Source organism: Vibrio sp. BS-M-Sm-2 (genome assembly GCF_041504345.1).
GTDB lineage: Bacteria > Pseudomonadota > Gammaproteobacteria > Enterobacterales > Vibrionaceae > Vibrio > Vibrio satsumensis.
On record NZ_CP167894.1, the window covers coordinates 261,484 to 283,337 of the forward strand.

19 protein-coding genes and 1 pseudogene are annotated in these 21,854 nt (G+C 42.0%); 2 read left to right on the forward strand and 18 right to left on the reverse strand.

Annotated elements, in window-relative coordinates; genetic code table 11:
* Positions 1–10: 10 nt before the first annotated feature.
* The 12 genes from tadF to AB8613_RS01180 form a co-directional block, all read right to left on the reverse strand.
* Entirely contained in the window at positions 11–571 is a 561-nt protein-coding gene (gene tadF, locus AB8613_RS01125) for a tight adherence pilus pseudopilin TadF (protein ID WP_372384247.1), read from the reverse strand.
* Complete coding sequence (locus AB8613_RS01130; protein WP_372384840.1) at positions 558–1,040, reverse strand: TadE family protein; 483 nt, start codon at positions 1,038–1,040, stop codon at positions 558–560. Before AB8613_RS01130 ends, tadF begins: the two co-directional genes overlap by 14 nt.
* Positions 1,027–1,764 (reverse strand): tetratricopeptide repeat protein, encoded by a 738-nt coding sequence (locus AB8613_RS01135; RefSeq protein ID WP_372384248.1) that lies wholly within the window; start codon positions 1,762–1,764, stop codon positions 1,027–1,029. The genes AB8613_RS01130 and AB8613_RS01135 overlap by 14 nt, the downstream gene beginning before the upstream one ends.
* Before the next feature lie 12 nt (positions 1,765–1,776).
* On the reverse strand, positions 1,777–2,619 hold the full coding sequence (locus AB8613_RS01140) for a type II secretion system F family protein (RefSeq protein ID WP_372384249.1): 843 nt from the start codon (positions 2,617–2,619) through the stop codon (positions 1,777–1,779).
* A complete protein-coding gene (locus AB8613_RS01145; protein ID WP_372384250.1) occupies positions 2,616–3,518 on the reverse strand; it encodes a type II secretion system F family protein in 903 nt (300 codons plus the stop codon). Before AB8613_RS01145 ends, AB8613_RS01140 begins: the two co-directional genes overlap by 4 nt.
* A 1-nt stretch (position 3,519) precedes the next feature.
* Positions 3,520–4,791 carry a CpaF family protein gene (locus AB8613_RS01150; RefSeq protein ID WP_372384251.1) on the reverse strand — a complete coding sequence of 424 codons (1,272 nt, stop codon included), beginning with the start codon at positions 4,789–4,791 and terminating at the stop codon, positions 3,520–3,522.
* Positions 4,788–6,029 (reverse strand): chromosome partitioning protein ParA, encoded by a 1,242-nt coding sequence (locus AB8613_RS01155; protein ID WP_285954143.1) that lies wholly within the window; start codon positions 6,027–6,029, stop codon positions 4,788–4,790. The genes AB8613_RS01150 and AB8613_RS01155 overlap by 4 nt, the downstream gene beginning before the upstream one ends.
* Positions 6,029–6,508 carry a hypothetical protein gene (locus AB8613_RS01160; RefSeq protein WP_285954142.1) on the reverse strand — a complete coding sequence of 160 codons (480 nt, stop codon included), beginning with the start codon at positions 6,506–6,508 and terminating at the stop codon, positions 6,029–6,031. Before AB8613_RS01160 ends, AB8613_RS01155 begins: the two co-directional genes overlap by 1 nt.
* The gene (locus AB8613_RS01165; RefSeq protein WP_372384841.1) at positions 6,505–7,875 is read right to left on the reverse strand and encodes a type II and III secretion system protein family protein; all 1,371 of its coding nucleotides are present in this window, start codon (positions 7,873–7,875) and stop codon (positions 6,505–6,507) included. Before AB8613_RS01165 ends, AB8613_RS01160 begins: the two co-directional genes overlap by 4 nt.
* The gene (cpaB, locus tag AB8613_RS01170; RefSeq protein WP_372384252.1) at positions 7,875–8,699 is read right to left on the reverse strand and encodes a Flp pilus assembly protein CpaB; all 825 of its coding nucleotides are present in this window, start codon (positions 8,697–8,699) and stop codon (positions 7,875–7,877) included. The genes AB8613_RS01165 and cpaB overlap by 1 nt, the downstream gene beginning before the upstream one ends.
* 21 nt (positions 8,700–8,720) lie before the next feature.
* Complete coding sequence (locus AB8613_RS01175; RefSeq protein WP_372384253.1) at positions 8,721–9,146, reverse strand: prepilin peptidase; 426 nt, start codon at positions 9,144–9,146, stop codon at positions 8,721–8,723.
* Between the two features lie 139 nt (positions 9,147–9,285).
* Entirely contained in the window at positions 9,286–9,498 is a 213-nt protein-coding gene (locus tag AB8613_RS01180) for a Flp family type IVb pilin (protein WP_372384254.1), read from the reverse strand.
* Between the two features lie 403 nt (positions 9,499–9,901).
* Here AB8613_RS01180 and AB8613_RS01185 point away from each other — a divergent pair, with 403 nt between their 5' ends.
* On the forward strand, positions 9,902–10,795 hold the full coding sequence (locus tag AB8613_RS01185) for a LysR family transcriptional regulator (protein ID WP_372384255.1): 894 nt from the start codon (positions 9,902–9,904) through the stop codon (positions 10,793–10,795).
* A 356-nt stretch (positions 10,796–11,151) separates the two neighbouring features.
* Here the strand turns inward: AB8613_RS01185 and AB8613_RS01190 are convergent, their stop codons facing one another.
* The gene (locus AB8613_RS01190) at positions 11,152–11,475 is read right to left on the reverse strand and encodes a helix-turn-helix domain-containing protein (protein WP_285954140.1); all 324 of its coding nucleotides are present in this window, start codon (positions 11,473–11,475) and stop codon (positions 11,152–11,154) included.
* A gap of 150 nt (positions 11,476–11,625) precedes the next feature.
* Here AB8613_RS01190 and AB8613_RS01195 point away from each other — a divergent pair, with 150 nt between their 5' ends.
* The gene (locus tag AB8613_RS01195; protein ID WP_372384256.1) at positions 11,626–12,039 is read left to right on the forward strand and encodes a nuclear transport factor 2 family protein; all 414 of its coding nucleotides are present in this window, start codon (positions 11,626–11,628) and stop codon (positions 12,037–12,039) included.
* A gap of 98 nt (positions 12,040–12,137) precedes the next feature.
* Here the strand turns inward: AB8613_RS01195 and AB8613_RS01200 are convergent, their stop codons facing one another.
* The 5 genes and pseudogenes from AB8613_RS01200 to zorA form a co-directional block, all read right to left on the reverse strand.
* On the reverse strand, positions 12,138–13,469 hold the full coding sequence (locus tag AB8613_RS01200) for an IS4 family transposase (protein WP_372383695.1): 1,332 nt from the start codon (positions 13,467–13,469) through the stop codon (positions 12,138–12,140).
* Between the two features lie 349 nt (positions 13,470–13,818).
* A pseudogene (locus AB8613_RS01205) lies at positions 13,819–17,264 on the reverse strand (SNF2-related protein).
* A complete protein-coding gene (locus AB8613_RS01210) occupies positions 17,255–18,706 on the reverse strand; it encodes an EH signature domain-containing protein (protein ID WP_372384257.1) in 1,452 nt (483 codons plus the stop codon). The pseudogene AB8613_RS01205 and the gene AB8613_RS01210 overlap by 10 nt, the downstream one beginning before the upstream one ends.
* The gene (locus AB8613_RS01215) at positions 18,706–19,437 is read right to left on the reverse strand and encodes an OmpA family protein (protein ID WP_146491456.1); all 732 of its coding nucleotides are present in this window, start codon (positions 19,435–19,437) and stop codon (positions 18,706–18,708) included. Before AB8613_RS01215 ends, AB8613_RS01210 begins: the two co-directional genes overlap by 1 nt.
* Positions 19,437–21,551 carry an anti-phage ZorAB system protein ZorA gene (zorA, locus tag AB8613_RS01220; protein ID WP_372154682.1) on the reverse strand — a complete coding sequence of 705 codons (2,115 nt, stop codon included), beginning with the start codon at positions 21,549–21,551 and terminating at the stop codon, positions 19,437–19,439. The genes AB8613_RS01215 and zorA overlap by 1 nt, the downstream gene beginning before the upstream one ends.
* Positions 21,552–21,854 lie beyond the last annotated feature (303 nt).

Genomic DNA, 21,854 nt, shown 5'->3' on the forward strand with positions numbered 1-21,854 from the left:
TTTCATTTCACTATCTCCCTGGCATTATTGAAGATGAGCCAACCTTGACCGTGGTACTCGTACCACCGTTGAAGAAGGGTTTGAACCAAGAGCTCTCCTCTTCACAAAGACTGATGCGGTACAATGGATACACGACTCCCTTCTCTACGGGCGTCAAATCTGCATGATCTAGAATCGAATCGGTTTGGCAATTTAAGCTTCGATACTTGCTGGTTGAGAATTCAGCGACATTCGTTTTATTGATCAGTGACTCTATCTTGATGGCCACATTGTCTAGTGGTGTATTGAGCATTCGACTTGCCACTTTCGCCATCTCTTCTAACTCTGCATTTGTTACGGGTAGGTTTTGTCCTGCCAACACGTCGGCTTCAAAGTAGCGAGTACGCTCTTTAATGACATTCACCAAAGCAAAGCTGGATCGATCGAGCTTGGCACGCACGAGCAGCTGATAACTCAGGTCTGCAGCAAACAGGTAAACGCCCCATAAGGCCACAAGAATGAAAACTAACTCAATGGTGTAAGAGCCTTGTTGACTACGTTTCGCATACACACCTTGATTACTGAGAATCATCTTCCCACCCCTCGTGTTCTAAGTTCAAAACCATGGTGCGTGAAATATTTCTATCTGCGGCACCGGTCAATTTAATGACTGGGGTATAACGGTAGGTCACAGTGATCTCGGCTAAGTCGTAATTGAAGTTCAAGCCTTGATCTGAATGTCCTCTGTTCGCGATAAAATCGTCATAGGTTTTGAAGTACTGACCTGCGATAGAAAAACGTGAGCTATCAATTAAGAAACTCCAAAGATTGTCATCGTCTTCAATTAACGACCTAAACTTATTCTCGTACTGTTCGTTGATCCCTTTGCCTTCATATATTTTGGTGTTCCTGATGGTTTCTCTCAGCGAATACTCGGTCATGTTCACAACGTAAATTTGGTAACTCGATTCGAAGATCGCAAAGGTGGCAAAAAACAGAACAAGCGCACCTAGTACAAACTCAATCGCCGTCACGCCCTTCTGCTTATTAAGACGCTTCATCATTAACTCCCAATTGAGTTAATTCAGCAGCGATGCTCTGGATTTCTTCTGCAGAGAAGTCGCCTTTAAGCAACTTTTTTGCCGAATCGATTTGCTGGGTTTTCATCAGGGCAATCGCCAGATTCGCTTTAACGGTTTTATTCGCAGGATCTTCTTTTAACACAGGGGCTAATGTTTGAATCGCTTGTTGATACTCACCATTGGCCATTTGAATCATTGCGATATTGTTCTTAACAACGACATCGTCATAACCGCGTAAACGAGCTTGGTTGAGCTCTTTCTGTGCTTCGTCGTATTTCCCAACTTTGGTGTAAGACACACCGAGCAAGACGTGAATTTGCCCTGTTCTGTTTCCGTTATCGATAGAGGCTAAGTAAGCAGAAATGGCACTTTCAATGTCATTTTTTGCATCAAACACTTGGCCTTCTAATTGGTACAAGTTGGGATTTTCGAACCCCTCTTTTTGCAAGTGTTGGACATAAAAGTCAGCCGATTCAATATCCCCTTTGTAGAAATAAGCCCATGCCAATTTTTCTTTAACTTCTGGGTCTTCGGAGCCTTGCTCTAATTCAGCTTTGTAATAGCTAATCAAGCCATCATAGTTGTTCACTTTTTCCATGCTAGTCACGTCGCCAAGCTGCTGGTCTTGTGGTGAAGGGGCCGATTGACAGCCCGCCAACACACTCAACGTGAGCAAAATGAAACCGATGCGTTTTCCAATCATTCGTAATTCTCCCTAGATGCTCAATGTCATTTGCATGATGCTCGGCGCGAGAATCAGGATAACGATCGGGAACATGATGAAGAGGATCAAAGGCACGCTCATCTTCGCTGAGAGCTTACCCACCTTTTCCTCGACCGTAAGAATCTGGACCTTTCGCATATCTTCTGCGAGATCACTTAACACGTGCGCCACGGATGTGCCGTATTGCAGGTTTTGAATGATGGTCAATACAAAGCTTCGAACAGGTGGCGTCGGAATACGTTCACTCAAGTCATTGAGCGCCTTTTCTAGACCGTGAATTTTCGCAGAGTCGGAGGTGCGCTTAATCTGGTAACAAAGGTCGGAATCAAATTCCGCTAACTCTTTGCCCAAATAGACTAGCGCCGCTTCAATCGTCATACCGGTTTGAACACAAACCGACATCATGTCGAGCAAATACGGCAGTTGAGCCGAGGTTCTACTGATCAACATCTTACGTCGCATTTGCAACAAGGTATCTGGAACGACAATGACACCAATCAGCGCGAAAATAACCACGACCAGTTTGTTAGTTGATGTCATGTCACCCAGCAGCACCAACCCAGAAACCAACGCCAATACCAATAACTTGGCAGGGAAATAGAATTTCGCCCACTCAGTGTTGTAATAGCCGGCCTCTATCATCTTTTGCTCGAGTTCGTGTCGATGTTCTTTACCAAAACGAACAAAAAAGCGGTTTACACGCGAAGGTGCGCGAACAGCATCATCGCCAATATAGAGTGCAACTTTCTTATGTCGCTGCTCTTTGCGAATCGAGTCGACTATTAGAAAGAGTAACGAAAAGAACAGCACAATAAGGGAAGCCAGTAACATCATGCGCGTACTCCTCTTACTAATAACCAAACAATGAACAAACCAAACAGCTCACTGCCAAGCACGTAAAACAATATGATTCTTCCCTCTGGGTCATAGAGAACAAAATCCACATTAGCGGGATTAACGTAGTTAAGAATAATCATAAAAATCAAAGGAATAGCTGCAACAATTTTGGCGGAGATTCGAGCTTCCGAAGTCATCGCCATCTTCTTTTTCTCTAGTGTACGAGAGTCAACCAAAACCCTAATCAATCGTGCTAACACGCCCTTAAGTTGGCCACCTCGAGCAATATTCGCCCTGATAGTCACGGTAAAAAACAGAAACTCTGGATAAGGGTAGTTTTTACACGATCGTTGAAGCACTACTTCTGGAGATTCGCCTAACTTCAGTCGCTCTCCCATTAGCTTAAACTCGCGGCCAATCGGGTTGTGCATGACATCGCCTACATAACTGATAGCTTGCATTAAGCTGTCACCCGCGGTGACGGCACTCATTAGAATATTCAACGCGTCAGGGAACGTATTCTCAAAATCTCGACGCCTTCTTGTTACCAGAAAACGATAGCCGAAGAAGGTAAACATCAAAGAGGAGCCAAGCACCAACCAAAAGTTGGTGATGGAGAGTAGATCGGTAACGATGTACCAAGATGCAATCAGGCTGCCCGTAATATAGAGCGCGATGTATAACGTCGAACGTGGACCCAACACCATTAATGTTGGTGAGATGGAATCTTTGAACTTTTGCCAGCCCTGCTTACGCACTAATGACTTCACGTTAATCGCATTAAAGTTTTCAGCCTCCGCTTCTTCGATATTGAAAAACTGGTAGACCTTTTTGACTTTTGAATCTCGGATCAAAAGCAGCACAAAGGCAAACAGGATTAATGAAACCCAAAGCATGTTATGCCCCCTTAAACGATGCGATAAGCTCGTCATAGAGCCCGAAAAATTGCGCTTTTTTCACAAGCTCAGATCGTTGCATAATGCCGTCGGTGACGAATTCGCCTTTAACAGTTTCTCCGTAATGTGCGTCGTCATAACGAAAGCGATAAATCTCTTCCATCACTACGCTCTCACCTTCCAAACCAACGATTTCAGAGATGCTCGTGATCTTACGAGACCCATCACGGAGCCTATTAACCTGAACAATCATCTGAACGGCACTGACGATCGTTCTTCGAATCGCATCTAGAGGCTGATTCAAGTTCGCCATCATCACCATGGATTCAACACGAGCAATCGCATCGCGCGGTGTGTTGGCGTGCAATGTAGACATTGAGCCATCGTGCCCCGTATTCATGGCTTGCAGCATTTCAAACGCTTCAGAGCCACGACACTCACCCAGAATAATGCGGTCTGGACGCATACGAAGCGCGTTGATCACCAACTCTCGCTGGGTAACTGCTCCGGTCTGTTCAACACTTGAAGTACGTGTTTCCAGTCGAACTAAGTTGGGTTGCTGGAGACGCAGCTCGGCCGCATCTTCAATCGTCACGATACGTTCATCTTCAGCGATGTATTGAGACAGCGCATTGAGCAACGTTGTTTTACCTGAGCCAGTACCGCCAGAGATCAATACATTGATGCGGCAGCGCGAAGCGATCATCAACACTCGCGCCATGTCTGGAGACATCGACCCAAAGCCAATCAAATCTTCAAAGCCGATGTTCTGCTCTCTGAACTTACGAATAGAAATCGCTGTGCCATCTAAAGCAATCGGAGGAATCACGATGTTCACACGGCTGCCGTCTTCCAACCTGGCATCGACCGTCGGAGACAGTTCATCAACACGCCTTCCGACACGTGATGCGATACGCTTGGCAATAGCGAGCAACTGCTCTTCGTTCACAAACGAGACTTCGGACTTTTTAACCTTACCATGTCGTTCGAAAAAGATGTTGTTGGGCCCGTTCACCATGATGTCTGAGATAGACTGATCTTCGACCAAAGGTTGCAAAGGCCCTAAACCAAACAGTTCATCGATTAAGCTCTTCACCAACCCTGATTTCATCATCGAAGTGATCGGTCTTTGGTAGCTATTAGCGAGTAGATCAACCGCTGCTTGTATCTGAGATTCAAGGTCTCGGCGGCTCATTTTCTGAACCGCTTCTGCATCTAGGGCTTCAAATATTTGGCCACGAAACGCGAGGTATAAGTCTTTGTTAGAACTCATTTAGCACGTACCTTTTTCAACCAAGAATTCATGCCCTTGTGATCCATAGGTTGACCATTAATCAGCTTCACCAGCTGTTCCATAGAACGGCTGATGTGGCGATCATGTTTATGGCCGCGTTTGCCATCTATGATGATGTGCGCCAGCGCTTTGCAATAGTCGACTTCGAGATCAACCTCTGCGCCTAAATACTTAGTCAGATCGGACTTTTGTAAGACGTAAGCGTTTTCCGGTCGATGGAAGTTCACCACGGTAATCACTCGCGTACGAGACGATAACGAAAGCTGTAAGTTAGAGACTTTCTCAAACAGTCGCTTCGCACTTCTTACTGAAGATACCGAAGCATCTAAAATCAGAACCACCACATCAAAGTTTTCTACCAAGAGTTGAGGTTCAACTTTGAAGTCCACACCACCTGAAAAATCTTCAATAATGAAGTTGGCGTTGCGCGCTAACAACTCACACAAAGTTTGGTTGTAATTAAGAACATCGGTTTGGCTCATGTCGCCATCAATAGCCAACAGACGTAAGTTTTTTCGTGCGTTAATTAAGTAACTCAACGCCCCTTCTTCATCCATTTCATGCAATGGCGCAGTAAATTCATCAATGGTTCGCGGTTTAAAGTCTTTGAGGCCGAGCAAGACATCAATATTGGTATCGGCATATTGATGGTCGACAAGAATCGTGTCCGAGCCTTGCGTTGATAACAGTGAGCCCAACTCAGTGGTGATAAACGACGCGCCAACGCCGCCTTTGGCACCAACAATTGCTACGCGCTTCGCTTTGCGTTTCTGGCTTACACCAGAGAAAGTTTTAAGGTTCTTGCTAACGTGGTTCAAGAAGTCCGCAAATTCTTGTTTGTTCACTGGCCAGAAAACGTAATAAAAGCCCATGTCTTTAAGCGAACGAAGCGTAGAAATGGCGTCTTCTTTACCAATCACGACCACACCTTTGTGGGTAGGCAGTTTGCTGGCAAAAGATTTAGCGTCTTCAACAACATTGGTCGATTCATTAAGTTCCAGAATAACGATATGGCTACTCTGTTGCTCTGTCAGTTTGGTCAATCCCGCTTTGGCTTTGACGCAAGCTGGATCATTCCACCCTTCAAATCGAAAGACTTCTTGAACAAGGTCTAAACACTCTTGAGATTGATAAAACAAAGTGCACCCCGCAACACCTGTTGTTGCGGTCGGAGTTGGCTTGGCCTTTGTTGTTAATGCTTTCGTAAGGTCAAACATTATTGTTCTCCTACCAATCGAGACTTGTAAGCCACTTGCTTCAAACGCATCGATTCAACAAAACAATCTTGCTGTCTCAACCGAGCGTGAATCTGTGCTGGCTTGCACTCTTGAGTCTTCAAACGCGTTAACGTCACCTGAATATTTAGATCGCTAGGCAACAATTGAGCGTTTCGATACGTCACTCTTTGTGGTGCAATAAGGTGTGAAGGATATTGTTCGAAGATCGCCTGCAACATCTGTTTGCTGCGAGATGATTTGTAATCCACAACATAGGTCGCTTCTTTGTCCATCGACTCAATATCTTGAATCAAGGCGGTAATCTGTTTAGTCGTTTCAGAACGGTTTTTCATCGCAAACTCAAAACTGTGGTGCTCTTTGTACACCAAAGCTTCAGAGCCATGTCCGACAAAATATTGCTCAGAGGCGCAGCCAAAAAGTGACGTGGTAAATAACGCCATCAGTAATAATTTCTTCATTGGATAAACCCTCCTTGCGACAACAGACGAATCGTTGCATCAGAAGATGTCACCGCCTTGCCATCCCATTTGACATTGAGCCAACGCGCTAATGTGGAAGTCTTTTTGATGTAAGGCAGTTGAATGTCTTTCGGTTTCATCGGTTCCACAAGATTCACGGTCGCAACGATGATCAATTCAGTTCGTTTTCTTTCTGTGGTCGCTTTTCGGAATGCGGCACCGAGTACTGGTATGTCGCCAACAAAAGGGATTTTTTGCATTTTTTCCAGATCGGCACTGCTCATCAAACCACCAAGGACGAAACTATCGCCATCGGCTAGCTCAACAGTTGTCATGGCGCGTCGTGAAGCCAGTTGCGGAACTTTGATGCCTGCTGCTTCAACATAACCTTCTACTTCACTCACTTCAGGCGCTAGCTGCATTCGAATCTTGTCTTGGCTAAGCACTTTTGCTGTAAGGTCGAGTTTGATGCCGAACTCTTTGAATGAAATGTTTACGTTGCTACTGGTAGAGACGATAACCGGCACTTCGCCACCAACGAGAAAGCTTGCCGACTCACCGGATAACACGGTTAAGTTAGGCTCAGCCAGAACCTCTGCAATCTGGTCATTGCCTAATGCAGTGATTAACGTGCTTAGGTTTGCAGCGTCGAACTGGTCGAAAACAAATTCACCAACACTTGAACCGACGGAACTCCAATCTACACCAACAGTTTGTCCAAATGATTCGGTGACTTGCGCTACTGATATTTTGACGTTCACTTGCTGAGTCGTTGCAACTTCAATGCGTTCGATGATCCCTTCCCACGTCATATTGCGGGCAAATACCATACCTTCAGGTTCTTCATAATCAGAGTTGTCGGATTTAAACTCTAGCTTCTGAGTTTTGTCCCACTTCTCGGTCTTTTCTCGTCCAAGCAGAGTGGCAACCAAACGATAGATATCGTCACGAGTCGCTTCGGAATCAACAAGACCACTCACGGCGACTTGCTCTCCCACAGACTGAATCTTGACTTTGGCATCAGGGAAATGAAATTTGAGTTGACGTCTAATATCCGTTAAATCCAAATCAACAATAATGCGGTCGGAAAGCAGAACATCACCATCAATGCCGTAGACGATCAGTCGTGCTTGCCCAATAGCATTGGCGAACACAACGATCGTGTTGTCGTTGATTATCTTGTAGTCGACGATGTCAGGGTTATTAATAAACACTTGGCCAATCGGATTTTTTAACTGGATGTGCTGACCATCGTTGAGCGTGATGGAGCGATCGGCGGCAAAAGCGTTTGTTATAGAAAGTAAGCCAATCAGTGGCGCTAGAATGGAAGCAAACAGTACTTGTTTGATTCGATGGTGAATCATCATCACAAAGCCTCTCTCGGATTGTTCTCGTTACCACGTAACTCAGCAATCCCTGTATAGTTATCGATAATATTGCGCACCTCCGCGAACTCGGGTTGCGTGTAGGTTTGGCTTCGGTAAATTTCGATGTGCATTGTTCGTTGTGCTAGCGCAAGTTTTGGTAACTCGTCGGGGCTAACTTCGATGACCACCGTAGTCAGTCCATCCTCTTTACTCGGAGCGCGAGCGGTAATAGAACTGTCGCCAGTGGCGTCATTGCCAATGTTGAGTACTTTGACGTTTTTAAGGAACATTGACGCCTTCACACCTCTAAAGCGCTTCGGCTTATCGATAATTCCGGCTAAGTTATCGTTTGGAGAACTCACAGTGAGGATATCGATGGACGTTCCAGGGCGGATGTAATCGTTGATTAGGTTTTTGTCACTGACTTTAAGTGGGTATAACGTCATGCCTTCCGTGACCAAAAGGTCGATGTATCCGGGCTGGCCTGGCGTCACTTGATATTCAGGCAGTACAACCTCACCTGCGTTAAGGCTGCGATTGAGCAAAATGGAGGGCGAAAAGCTGATTTGTGCATCTTCTCTAACACCAAGCGTTAATGCTTCACTAAGAGGGAGTTGTTGTTTTACGACACCTTGCGCATCGATCGCACGTCCTTTTTCATAAGGTTCCGTGGTCATCCAAACGGCAACATGCTCTTCATTTTTTTCTTCCACCACTTCAGCGGTCGTTGTCGGCTGAGGTTCACTCTTCAACAAATCGACAACGCCTAGTGCGCCCACTATTAAGGCAGTAATGGCAACAAGTAATACCAGTCGAGATCTCATAATGTGCTCATTTTTTGAGGTTTATATATATGGTGTAGATTGAGTTAAAATGGCTATGTAAAATCCAATGCTAATTGCTATACCATATGGAATACCATCTTGGTCATGGGGACTTGGTTTTTTTATTTTTTTAATTATTAGATAAGTGACAGCTAAAATACCACCAGCAAAAGCCATCAGAACAAACGCCAATAATAAGTCACCAACAGGAATGGTAAGCGACAAAATAACGACATATTTAATATCGCCAGCTCCAATCCAAATCAGCTTATAAAGAACAAGCCCTAAACTTAACATCAGTAGAAAGCTCATAATTTGAATATCTAGAGGTGACAAAAAAGACTGCAGGAAAAGTAATACGCATAAGGCATAATTTTGTATCTTACGATAGATAAAATCAGTAACCGACACATATAAACCCAATATTGCCAAAGTCACTAAATACAATTCATGACTAAAAATTGGAATTACCGCCTAACTTTAGGTAGCGAAATCTTATTTCACATTATAAATTAACTAAGCCAGACCAATAAAAAATAGGTCTGGCACAAATACCTTTCGATATTTTTTACATCGAAAACTTTGACTAAGGGGTACCACTAGCAGTTTTTATCGTTGCTGCAATCTTATCAAACGCAAGACCTAACTCCGTGATGAAGCCACCAGTCCCCACAGCTACACTGACTAATACAGCCATCGCAACACCAATTAGGCCATATTCAATTGCAGTTACACCGCGCTCATCATTCTTGAACTGTGATAAGAACATGTTTGTTTTTACGTATAGTTTAGTAATCATCATTTTTCCTATAAAGGCCTATTTAAAATTCACCGCCATTATAGTTAGCACCCCAACGCTATCAAAAATACCTTCTATCGAGTTAATCAATAGATCGAGTAAAAAATGATCAAATAAAACACTATAAAATATATCACCTCGCAAGATTATCTATAAATAACAATCACTTAGATTAACTTCAACTTTCAATCTTTAATTTTAAATTAATTTTATAAAGTTAAAAAGTAAGACTTTGCTCAATGTTTTCTTTATATAACATTTAGTAATAAAGAATTTAATAATTTAAATTACGTTATTATTCATTATAAAACCTGTTGAAATACAAAGATCATCACGCTATTGTTCTTCGAATCAACAAACAACAATAAATATAACTTCTTTGTGTCAAAAGGTTAGTCGAATCATGAAACTACATTTCGAAAATATTGTTTCGTTCATAGCAGTAGTTGAAGAAGGTTCATTTAGCTCTGCTGCACGCAAGCTTGGAAAATCACAGTCAACAGTTAGCACAGCTGTCCAAAATCTTGAGTCAGACTTAGGTTTCAACGTATTTAATAGAGAACACTCTAAAGTCTGGTTAACAGAAAAAGGGGAACGCCTATTCCAATTATCTTTACCTGTAGTATCAAAATATCGGGAATTAATCACTGTTGCCCAGCAAATGAATATATCCGACCAGATAGTTTACCGCGTGGGCATCGATCCATTAGTGTTCAATAAAAACGTAAAGAAAACACTGCTAGCATTCTCGGAAGCATTCCCGAATGTTGACCTACTTGTCGTGACGAAACCCAGTTTCGTGTTAGGTAACTATATAAACGAAGGGAAGATAGACCTAGCGCTGGGTAACCCGTATCACAAGACAAATTACGACTTCAACATCGAGGAACTATTCCACGTTAACTGTTGGTGGGTGGCCCATGAAGACTTAGTAACCTTAAAGTCCCAAGCACCATCACAGCGAGTTCTATTAATGGATGGTTGTGAAGAGCTACTTAACTTGTCAAACATCGCAACATACAACCTATGGCGGCTGGATGATTTAGGAACCATCATCGATTTATGTAAAGCTCAAAAAGGCATCGCCTTTCTGCCAGGGTTTCTCATCGAAGGTAACATCAAAGAACATAAGCTTAAGGTTATTACCGATCACCCTGACTTTTTTGGCAAACGAGTTATTGCATCCCTCTTCTGGCACATACATTCTGACTTTAGCTTGTTTAACCAATGGATAAAAAAAGAGCTACAAACCACAACTAATTACAAACAAACATTTGTTGCTGATCTAGCTCAATAACGTTCTATTAAAATCATGACGATCACACTCTATTGCACTCTCCAGCTTTGAGTGTGATATTTCAATCCCGATATTTATCCGAATATAAACGCCAAGCAAAGCATATAAAATATATATATTTATTATCAGATGCATCGGCTAATATATGCATTATCATTTACTTCGAGTCTTTCATTACCTACCCGTTCATAAATCTGTAATAAAACCTAGATAGAAACCAGCCTTTAAGATTATTCAGCACTTAACTAATACTTAGTGCGTCACCAAATCTCGAACAACATCTCTCAAGCTATGAACTCAGAAAACCCACAAAAGATAATGGCATTGGTTAAGAGCCTTTCTTTAGATACATCAAACTAATCCCAGCTTTCAGATTTTTTTACTATAATATCAACAATATCCGCAAGTTCTTTTCCTTTTTCTGTCAGACCATAATATACAGTCACAGGAACGGTTTCTTCTTGCCTGCGCCAGATAAAACCTTCTTTGCTAAGTAACTTCAGCCTCTCACTAAGTACTTTACTAGACACTAAAGCCAGTTGCTTTTGAATTTGTCCAAAGCGTATCTCGCTACTCTGACCTAATAACCAAACGATGTGAGCAGTCCACTTCGTAGAGATCAAGGTCAAATATTTATCAGCGTTACAGTAACCTTCAGGTTGCTTACCCTGTTCACTCATATTTACCTCTCAGATTATCAAGATTGTAAAGTTACTCAAAGATAGTTAGTTACCTTAAGGTAATTAGTTACTTTTAGGTAGCTAATTTCTTTTAGTAAGCACCCTATCTATTATGGCCTCAACCCAAAACACAAACAAGCAGGTGGTTCCATGAAGATATTTCTATTCCTAGCTTTAAACTTTATAACTTTCTATTCTTACGCATCAACAGATTACAAAAAACCGCAGTCGCCAACTGAACTGCACCAACTTTTCGCGGAATACTTTTCAAAACAAGACATAGACGGACTAGGCACTCTGTTCCATGAAGACGCCATATTCGTCCTGGATGCTCAAGGGAACCTTGCTAGAGGGCCAAGGGCTATCAAGCCGATATTGAAAGGTTACCTTCAAGGTGACGTTGAAATGCTAACCCATGATGTATCCATCCATATTAACGGCGATACGGCTCTTGTTAAGTCTGATTGGGAGATAGTTGGAGGCCCTAAAGGAACCGCTCTGGAAGTGATGAGATATGTAGATGGAGGCTGGTTATACGTAATTGATAACCCGAACGGGTTTTAAATGACCATCGCACTTTAGATCATTGAAGGACGAAGTCTGAAAGCTTTGCTGGCAATAAATTTCAGACACAAAAAAGCCCACACTAGGTGTAATGCCAGTCAGTTAAGCTGACTGGCATTTTTTCTGTTTGTTGCATATTTCTTGGGTTTCAGTTTTACCCAGCGAGGATAGCTTCTATCTTCTCTTCGGGGTGGTAGGATAAACATAGATACTTGCTGTAATAACACTTCATAGTGTTTAGGTAGTTTTCCCGGGCTCGTTAAAGGTAAAGCAGCGAAGTATTGAGTCACAGCCATGGCACTACTCGTAAAGCTTAATTGATTCGGCCAGATGCTATCTAACTTACTCGCTGCTTTTGTCATAACCTGCCTTATAAGGTTATAGGCTAACAAAATTCCCCAGAGCTCCTGTTTGACCATATCTGGCCGCTTACTTCGCAATGTATACTCACTATCCAGCAAGGTTTGCTTCATTTCCCGATAGCCTAATTCGATCTCCCAACGATAGCGATAGAGCTCTACGATGTCTTCACCAGGAAAGCGCAACCCATCACACATTGATGTAAGTACCTGATATTCCTTACCCTTGATAATTTTCGATACTAACCTTGCTTCTATTGTCTCAGGGAGATCACTGAACTTCTTTCTTGCCTGAGGTGTTGTTTTTATGGCAACGATAGCGTCACTCCGGCTGTATTTATGGACGACTTCATACTGAAAGTCCTTTCTCACAGGGAGCATCCAATGCCTTTCTTGACCTACTTTGTTCCAACGATTAAGCAGCCCTAAAGAGTAATATCCTTTATCAAAAATAGTCAGAGAATGATTTGGTGTTTGCTCGATGAGCTCTTCTGCGAGCCGCATTTCGCTGGTGCGATAGTCAGAGAATGCACTATCGATTAGTTGATGACTTGTAAGCTCCATCAAGCAAACCATACGTACCTTAGGGTAAATATTTTCAGATGATTGATTACGCTGTGCTTTAAATTCTTGATGATTTTCAGGTGTATCTGTTGTTCTCCAAACGACACCATCGACGGAGAGAAGGTTTAATCCACACCAAGTTTCGAAGTTAGACGCTTGATAGCTATGCGCTGCCATCTTCTTAAAGACTTGCTTTACACCTTCTTCACCTAATCTCTGCCTCGCTTGAACAACAGCACTTGGTGCAACAAAGCGTTGTTTGTCTGGCAGGACAATATCGAGTTGGTTAGCGATATCCCAAACAGATTGTTGACGAAAGAGACTCATTCCAACAACGGACCAAAGTACTGCTTCCAAAGGTAACCGCCTTCTTCTAACGGTTGCTACGCCAGCTTGCTCAAAGCCTTGCTGGATAAGCTCTGGACTAAGAATGTCAGAGTATTTGTCAAAGTGATGGAAGGTATTACATGACCGAAAAGTATTAGCAAGTTGGCTTTCTAAAGACATAAAAAATCCGATATTAGTTTCCTAATATCGGATTTTGAAGCCTTTTGAGGATCGGTCAAATGATCTCACAAATTTCTTAACTGATCGGCATTACACACTAGGTGGGCTTTCTGCTTGTTCATAAAGAACGAATTTGGTGCCGCTACTGGACTCGACTATCAAACCTATCCAATTGATTAAAATGAACAATATAAAAGTAGAGTTTTAAGATGTTACCTCAGGTGTTACTTCGGAAAGAACTCAACTTCTGAGACAAGATCAGCACTAAATTTATCTGAAGAGCAGATTACTTTCACAAAACAAACATGCTGGTCGGCCATAAACGGTACCAGCACGCATTATAAAATTTTCACACCTTAAGCCTACGCTTCTCAAGACGAGTTAGAACATCTTTGTAAGTCACTTCATTCTCATCTAGATATGTTAGCAGCTTAGCTCTATCGATAACCTCAACCCCGCATGTTTTAGCTATATCATCAGTTCGCTTAGCTAACGATGGTGAGTTAGTTATAAATACTAAACGGCCGAAAGTTTTCTGCATCTCAGATTCATAAATCGGCTTAGCAGAGTGAATCTCTTGTATACCTTTATATCCATCGTATCTTCGTTGCGTATATTTAGCTTGCATTAGAATATTGCCCGACTGAGTCAGGATTACACCATCTGCACCATGGTCAGCACCAGCATTCGTTAACCATGCGCTTTCACTATCATAATGCTTGGACAGGAGCGTCAAACACAGAGCCTCAAATTGCTGCCAACTCAATTTGTCCAACTCGTCAGGTGTTATACGTTTGTTAATGAGATCCCCAGTAATGCTCCCTCCGACACCAGGTGGCTGCGGTACAACATCCTCTGGAGTGACTACAGCGTCTTTCAATAAAGTTTTCTGCGTTAGTAGCCTATGAAGGTTGACATCAAACGACTCAAACTCAGGATGATGTAACAAAGGGATGTAAATATGAACATCTTTTGTTTGCCCAATTCGATACACTCGGTCGGTTGCTTGAGCTTCTTTAGCTGGGTTCCAGTGCCTCTCCAGATGGACGACATGATTAGCGCCAACGACAGTTAAACCAACACCTGCCGCCACTGGTGACATAACAATCAAATTAAAGCCTTCTTTAGCTTCGAAGTCCGTTATCATGGATTTACGAGTTGGAACTGACTTTCTTTTAGCTACAGCTTTGGCATCACCATTAATCACCGACAGTGGTCCTAAACCATAGATTTGACCGAGGGTGATGCTTAAAAAGCTCTGTAGACGCTTATTGACCGCAAAAATGATGCATTTTTCTTGTTGGCTCTTCACTCTATCAAGAGTCTCAAGCAATGAACTTAATTTCCCCGACTCTAGATATAATTCACGAGCCACTTTACTGGTTCTAGGAAGTTCTAGTCGTCCACCGTCACTTAATCTCGGATGTAATGAACTGTCTCGTAATCTCATTAATGTAGTTAAGGCATGGCTATCTTCATTTTCAATTTGATTACTTATCGTTCCTTCATAGACATCGCGCTGATACCCGACCATCGTAGATTCTAATTCTTTCAGGTACTCCCATCCATCAAAGTGTCCACCAGCATACATATTCTTAGCAGGTAGGCCCTTCAGGTTATCTTCTTTAACTCGTCTAAGCATCAAAGCACCCACCGCGATACGCAACTCTCTCCCTAGTCTAGCTCTGACCTCTTCAACTTCATCTCCGGCAGATTTGAGAATAGGTGAAATGTAGTGAGAACGGAACTCCTGATAAGTCCCTAAATACCCGGGAGAGGCAGTGTCCATTAAGCACCAAAAATCTGCCAAGCTATTCTCCACCGGCGTACCGGTAGCGACCAATTTAAAATCCGCTTTCAGTCCTTTAGCTGCCCTGGTTTGCAGCGCATTAGGATTTTTAGTGTTCTGAGCTTCATCGAAAACAACAACACCCCAATCAATTAAGCACAATGAAAACTGATAATCCCGCAACGTTTGATAAGTAGTAATAACAAGTCGTTGTGGTTGGTCTAGACGTTCGGAACCAAAGTTCTTTCCTACTTTTAAAGAATATTTAGGTTCAAGCTCTTCATCTGATTTTTTTGGTTTCGGATTTCAACGCCACCCATCTTGTATCTGTTTAGATCGGCAGCCGATTGCAAAATGACTATGTCTTTAAAAGGAGACGCTTCAAATGTTTTATCTACTTCATCTTTCCAGTTTTCAAGCAGACTTAACGGAGCAACGATTAATGTCGGTTTCTTAGTCTTAGCGTCAATCGTCATACGTTGGTACATATGCTCTATAGCCGAGAGAGCCATGTAGGTTTTACCTAAACCCATATCGTCAGCTAGTAATGCTCCGCTGATACTTGGTTCAGTAAGAATCTTCTGTTCTACCCCCAGAATCCACCTAACGCCTACCTCTTGATGCGGGAATGGTTTTCGTTTGTGATTGTCCCAATTTAACTCACCTTCCCACGCCATATCTGCGATCAATTTATCAACCTGCGGGGAGTTTTCTGACAACTCCTCATCATTTAGATCGATATCAACAACATGGATCTCTTTTTCACTAGAGTCCTTCTCCGACTCTCCAGGTTCATCTTCAGAAGTATCACCAGCTGGTTTAGAAATTTTGTCTTCGATTGCTACAAGTGTTTTACTCACAGCCTCACGATCACCAATGTCATACGACTTCCCTTCGTAATCAAAAACTGTAGCTCCGGTATGTTGAGCGTCATCGAGTTTTTTGCTTACTTCTAATAAAGCGGGCCTGTCATCAATTGCATCAATGAGCTTTGATATTGGATAAATGGTCTCTGTTGTTAATGAGGTACCAAACCAATCAATGCCGGATTCATCCGTCTCCCCAAAATAGGCATGCTTAAATGTCGTTGCACCACGAACCCTTAAAGAAAACCCTAAATCAAGGTCAACTAAGCTCGCGTCAATAAATGCGGTCGGATTTTCCAAAAATGCTTTAACCTGGCTTTTTGGTACAACCCTATTGCTGATAACTTCTTTGACAGCTTTCAGTTTTTCCTCAGAAAAAAGTACTATCTCATCACCTACTTTAAGAGAAACCGAACTATCACTTTGTAATTGACCTAGCACCCTCTGGATAGCTTCATGACTAGCATGTTGCCCCATATTAGGCGTTAATATAAGGTCCCCAACAGCGTTAAGTTCCACATCTACAGTCACTGAGCTAGGCGTTAAAATTCTTAATTTATCAAAATGTTTTAACTTTAACCGACAGCCTTGGTATTGCGCCTCTTGAAGAGCATGAAGAAAAAGCAAATTATCGTACTCAGACTTTTCGGAGTTTTGATGAAGATTTTGTGCCTCAAACACCATCAACTGTGATGGTGTTAACAAATACTCTGCCTCTTTTCCAAACCTAATAAAAGGACCACTAATTGAATAATTAAGCGTTGAACGACCTTGTTGCGTAGTCACTGCCAAGTCAATTTTAAAGTCGGGATTACTTGCCTTTCCCTTTATGTCAGCATCAATTATTCCTCCCCAAAGTTCAGGAAGGCCTAAAAGAGTCATCAACTCTGAATCTAAGCGAACAGCAGTCGATGCAGGCATCATAAACCCATCGGGAAACGATGTTACTTCTCCTTGTTCTTCAAGCATTTTAAGAGCAACAAATTGAGCAGTGAACCACTCATTTGCTTGACCGCTTCGTATTTTTTCTAAGTTAGATTTCGAAGCAGTGAAATCAAGGCTACCATCACATACCAAATCAAATTTGGATGTTTTATCTAAACCAGAAAAAAATCTACTGATTAAAGAAGTTAGCTCCATTCTCTTACTCCGAAACGTTGTTTAAAGTCGACATAATCATCACTAGAAAGTATATCTTTAGCTGTCAATTGAACCCCTAAGTCTCTGAGTTCAGTCAATGCGCGTCGCTGCCAAGAATAACTTGAAGGAGAATGCGTAATCTTTGCTGTCGCCCCACCGGATAAATTAGTCATTTGGTAATTTAATCCACTGGTCAACTGCGAATAAGTTGGACTAGTAATATTATAATTGAACACACAAGCTGAAGGTTCTAAGTGTCTGTAAAGCCATAAGTAACAACTATGGCTTCCCTCAATCATGTGTGCGCCTTCCATCTGAACATAGATGATAGACTTATCCCCATCTTTCACTGTCGAAAAGTTTGGCAAGTGTTTAGCGTCATAGTTTCGTTTCAAATATTGAGCGGCATCTCGACTCAGATACAGTCGTGTATTAGTAATAACACCTGCATCAAACATTCCTTCTAAAAAATGCTTCCTAGATGGGTACATTCTTTGTAGTTCATAGTTGGATGAGGAATACGAATAATCCTCCAAAGCCTCTAAGAACAGCTTAAGGTCTAATTTAGACAACCACCCCCGAACCGCTTGAGTCAACTGAGCATCAATATTTCTCCACCACTTTATGTACCGTGGATTGGAGCTTGGCACTCGAGGATCTCCTGCCACAGCAAGCACTACATTCATCCATGATTCACTCATATGAGAACCAATAGAACGACCAATTAAAATTCGCAGAATCTTGTGTCCTAACAAGTCCTCTGAATCATATTGAGCTTCAAAAACTGCCTTTTTCTGAACCTCAGATAACAATGGATGATTCATACCGATCGGAATCGTTTCAAGCTGTTCTACGTAATAGATCCCTTTAGCTGTCGTCAAATAGCGACCATTAGCGTAATGTTGTAAATCAAGCTCATTAATCCAATGGTCAAAATCAATATTTCTTTCGATTGCTTGCTTAGCAAGCCACTGAGGTCCGTTGCTTGACAGGAGTTTCTCATCAAACTCTCCCTCGTAGCCTCTCTTTCGCTTCGCTTCTAATAACCATTCAGCGGTCGCATCACAATCCGTTAGCTGGTCATACTCTGATAGGAAATGCTGATAAAATGATTCAATAACAAGTGCACTAGGCTTCCCCACGATTTCTGTGATCTTATTGAGAAGACGACGAGTAAAGCTGACTTTATTTTTTACGTCAGTTTGCAAAGAGATTGCCAACGCTCGCACATGAACAGAAGTATCTACTACATCTTCTACAGCCTTGTTAGTTATCAGTGCTTTGTAGACATCACCGTATGCTGACTTAAATTTAGTATTTTCAATGCCAGCGCTCTTGGACAGTACTCCAAGTTTCTGGGTGAGCTGAGACAGCTCCTCTATTGACTTACCCAAAGGATCGTGACGTAAAGTTACCGGTAGCTTTTTAATACGAAGGCGCACTAATTAACAATCCTTTCTAAGTCAGCAATAGATGGTTTCTTAACCGTAAAGCGAATATCGATTCTTCGGTTCTGGCTTTTATCTTGTTGGTTAGCTTCTTGTAGATTCGCTCTCCGTGTTTCTGCATAACCACTTACAGAAAAAAGTCGCTGTCCAAACGCATTTTCTAATTCACCCAACTTAGGTGTAAGTTCTACTTCAGCTTGCCAAACATTCCATACTGATATAGCTCTATCTACAGATAACCCCCAGTTCCCCTTACCTCGATAATAGATCCTATCACTATCAGTGTGTCCTTCTACAAACACTGTATCTAGGTACTTGAATCTTTCGTTCTTTCGAACAGCCATATGAAGCACAGCACCAATATCTTTTACCGCCTGTTGGACTTCGGGACTCTTTGGGATGGAATCCTTACCTGAAGCAAACGTTAGAGTGCTCTCAGGTATACGTATTACAGTGTCATTATCGGCGATCTCAACGATAACATTTCGTTTAGCTAATTCATCTCTAACGTCATAGATTATATCTTTTCTCGCCTGTTCAGCTTTTTTTAGTTCTTCTATTCCTGCTTCAACATCATTTGTCTTTTGAGTAAGTTCAATAATTAACGCTACAGCGGCCAGTATGAAGATAACAAGAAGCGCTGACATAAGGTCAGAAAAGGAAACCCAATACGGGTTTTCTTCGTCAACTGAACCGTTTGATTGGTATCGCGAACCTCTACGCATTAGTGACTCACTTTGTCTTGGATTTCATCTACGACACTTGAAATTGCATTGACGGCATTAACCATCTGCGTTGCGTATTGAGTACTAGTCGTTGACCAAATTTTTAGGTGTTCATTGGTTTGGCTATTTGCCTCATCAGCATACTCTTCCAGTAGGGTCGACATTTGCTCACTCAGTTCCTTCACGTTATTTTTCATTTCTGAAGTTAGTTCGGTCAGGTTACTCTTTTGCTCTGTCAAAAACTCATTTTGAGTAGAACGTAATTGATTGAACGACGATTCTGCGCTATCTAACATGCCATTAATCTTATCAGCAAGTTCACCAAATTTACTCGTATCCTCAACAAGTTGCTCTCTCAAGGAGTGGATTTTCTCTACGCTTAACTGATTCAGTTCAGCCAAATCTTTAGTACTGCTTACAGCTTCAGTTACTGCTCCTGAAAGCTTATTACCCGCATCTTTAATATTCGAGCCAAAGACGCTCATACTGTCAGCTGCATTTCTCAACTCTACCGCTGATAGCTGCATACTCTCTGTCGCTCTCGCAGATGCAGATACAGAAGTTTCAATACTATTTTGAAGATGCTTACCTTGTTCTAAAACCTGATGAGACGCAGATTGCTGCATATCAACACTTGATTTAACTTGTGCTAGTAGCTCATCAGTTCCCGATTTCATTGCATTTGTTTGAGAAACAAACATGTCATTGCGCTCTTTTTCCATCAGGCTTGACTGCTCATCACGCTTAGAGAACGTTTGTGTAAGTTCACCTACTTGGTTATTAACAAATTCTGTTAAAACTCGGCTTTGCCCCGACACATTATCGACAAGTTCTTTAATTGTCGTTTCCATAGAAGAAGCCAGCTTTTGTTCTCTTTCCGAAGCTGCACTCTCTCTCTGGCTAAGTTGCTCACCCATTTCCGAGACCTGTTTCTCCACAAACTCGGTCATCATTCTCTTTTGCTCATTGCCTTGTGTTACCAACTCAGATACCTGTACAGAAATCGAAGAAATCAGCTCTTTCTCTCTCTCCGTTGATGCGCTCTGTTGAGCTTCAAGCTTATTAACAAATGCTGCCAAAGATGTGCTCATAGATTCTAAAGTTTCATTCACTCCTTTAGAGGCACTATCCATAGCAACACGCTGCTGTTCACCCTGCTGCCCGAAACCATCCATGAATGATTGAAGAACACTCTCTAGTGCTTTCTGATTACCGTCAGAGGTTTCATCAACGAGCTTATTAATAGCTGGGGCCATAATTTTTTCTAAGCTGCTCTCCAGGCCTTGTTGAATGCCCTGAGTTGCCTGTACTAAAGACTCTTGCATTTTCTCGCCAATTTTCTCAGCTAGCCCTTGTAGACTTTCACGTGACTGCTGGCTATTGTTCGCAATAGATTGCAATTGGTTTTCAGCGCTCAATCGAGGGAATAATCTGTCAATTCTATTTTGCAGAACCTTAATCTTTTTCCTAATAATCTGTTCAAGTATTTTTTCAATGAAATTGAAAGCTACGCTCAATAGGACACCCCAGACCGATGTCATAAAAGCAATTTTTGCTCCATTGATAACTCCCGCCACCCCATCTTTCATTTCATTTACATCAACATTACCTGCAATGTTTAAGTCAGAAAGACCGAGTTGCAAACCCACAAAAGTACCAATTACCCCTAAGGCCGTTAAGAAACCAGGTACTGCAGCTATCATTCTATTCTCAGTGCTACCACCAGCCAGAGTGGAACTATTGAAGAAATAGTCAGCATCAAATGTATTATGTAACCGTAACACCTCGTCAGATCCTCTGACTTCCAACAGCGTTTCATCAAATTCTAGCCACAAATGCCCTACTGAATTTTTCTTTAGTTCTGCTTTGGCAATTAAGTCATGTCTACTATCAGCAGGGTTTGCCTTCTCAGCATCATTAAGCAAGTGATTTAACCACTTCACACGACGAGTAGCTCGAATGAAAGCAGATATAGACCACAGCAAGAAAAATGCCGCTACAAACCACAAAATCACCACAAACAAGGCACTCAACTGATCTGCTGTTTGTGGTGGAATTACGTTTAGACTGTTCAAGTCGGGCCATAAACTAGAGAGGTTAAGGCTATCTTTCATTTAAATCACTTCCAAAATTAATACGTCAACAAACTTGATTGTTGAAATTCTATGAACCTACAACTCAACCATGCGCTGAGTGCTTTGTGTTAACGAAGCTGCGAAGACTTCATCTATTGCTAAAAGTTTTCAAAGCTTTATATATTTTTTATGCCTGTGGCTCGTTATCTCTTTTAAGGTATTTTGATAATCTAACTCGTAGCTCTTTCTAAATATCCACCAAGCCTTAGTACATAATTCATGGCGCAATAATAGATTGATCCATCACATGCATATTGATCTAGTTCATTACAATCAACTCTT

Bases quoted from the DNA above. Each gene is read 5' to 3' on its own strand.
- tadF (WP_372384247.1), bottom strand. From the start codon at position 571: ATGATTCTCAGTAATCAAGGTGTGTATGCGAAACGTAGTCAACAAGGC.
- AB8613_RS01130 (WP_372384840.1), bottom strand. From the start codon at position 1,040: ATGAAGCGTCTTAATAAGCAGAAGGGCGTGACGGCGATTGAGTTTGTA.
- AB8613_RS01135 (WP_372384248.1), bottom strand. From the start codon at position 1,764: ATGATTGGAAAACGCATCGGTTTCATTTTGCTCACGTTGAGTGTGTTG.
- AB8613_RS01140 (WP_372384249.1), bottom strand. From the start codon at position 2,619: ATGATGTTACTGGCTTCCCTTATTGTGCTGTTCTTTTCGTTACTCTTT.
- AB8613_RS01145 (WP_372384250.1), bottom strand. From the start codon at position 3,518: ATGCTTTGGGTTTCATTAATCCTGTTTGCCTTTGTGCTGCTTTTGATC.
- AB8613_RS01150 (WP_372384251.1), bottom strand. From the start codon at position 4,791: ATGAGTTCTAACAAAGACTTATACCTCGCGTTTCGTGGCCAAATATTT.
- AB8613_RS01155 (WP_285954143.1), bottom strand. From the start codon at position 6,029: ATGTTTGACCTTACGAAAGCATTAACAACAAAGGCCAAGCCAACTCCG.
- AB8613_RS01160 (WP_285954142.1), bottom strand. From the start codon at position 6,508: ATGAAGAAATTATTACTGATGGCGTTATTTACCACGTCACTTTTTGGC.
- AB8613_RS01165 (WP_372384841.1), bottom strand. From the start codon at position 7,875: ATGATGATTCACCATCGAATCAAACAAGTACTGTTTGCTTCCATTCTA.
- cpaB (WP_372384252.1), bottom strand. From the start codon at position 8,699: ATGAGATCTCGACTGGTATTACTTGTTGCCATTACTGCCTTAATAGTG.
- AB8613_RS01180 (WP_372384254.1), bottom strand. From the start codon at position 9,498: ATGATTACTAAACTATACGTAAAAACAAACATGTTCTTATCACAGTTC.
- AB8613_RS01185 (WP_372384255.1), top strand. From the start codon at position 9,902: ATGAAACTACATTTCGAAAATATTGTTTCGTTCATAGCAGTAGTTGAA.
- AB8613_RS01190 (WP_285954140.1), bottom strand. From the start codon at position 11,475: ATGAGTGAACAGGGTAAGCAACCTGAAGGTTACTGTAACGCTGATAAA.
- AB8613_RS01195 (WP_372384256.1), top strand. From the start codon at position 11,626: ATGAAGATATTTCTATTCCTAGCTTTAAACTTTATAACTTTCTATTCT.
- AB8613_RS01200 (WP_372383695.1), bottom strand. From the start codon at position 13,469: ATGTCTTTAGAAAGCCAACTTGCTAATACTTTTCGGTCATGTAATACC.
- AB8613_RS01215 (WP_146491456.1), bottom strand. From the start codon at position 19,437: ATGCGTAGAGGTTCGCGATACCAATCAAACGGTTCAGTTGACGAAGAA.
- zorA (WP_372154682.1), bottom strand. From the start codon at position 21,551: ATGAAAGATAGCCTTAACCTCTCTAGTTTATGGCCCGACTTGAACAGT.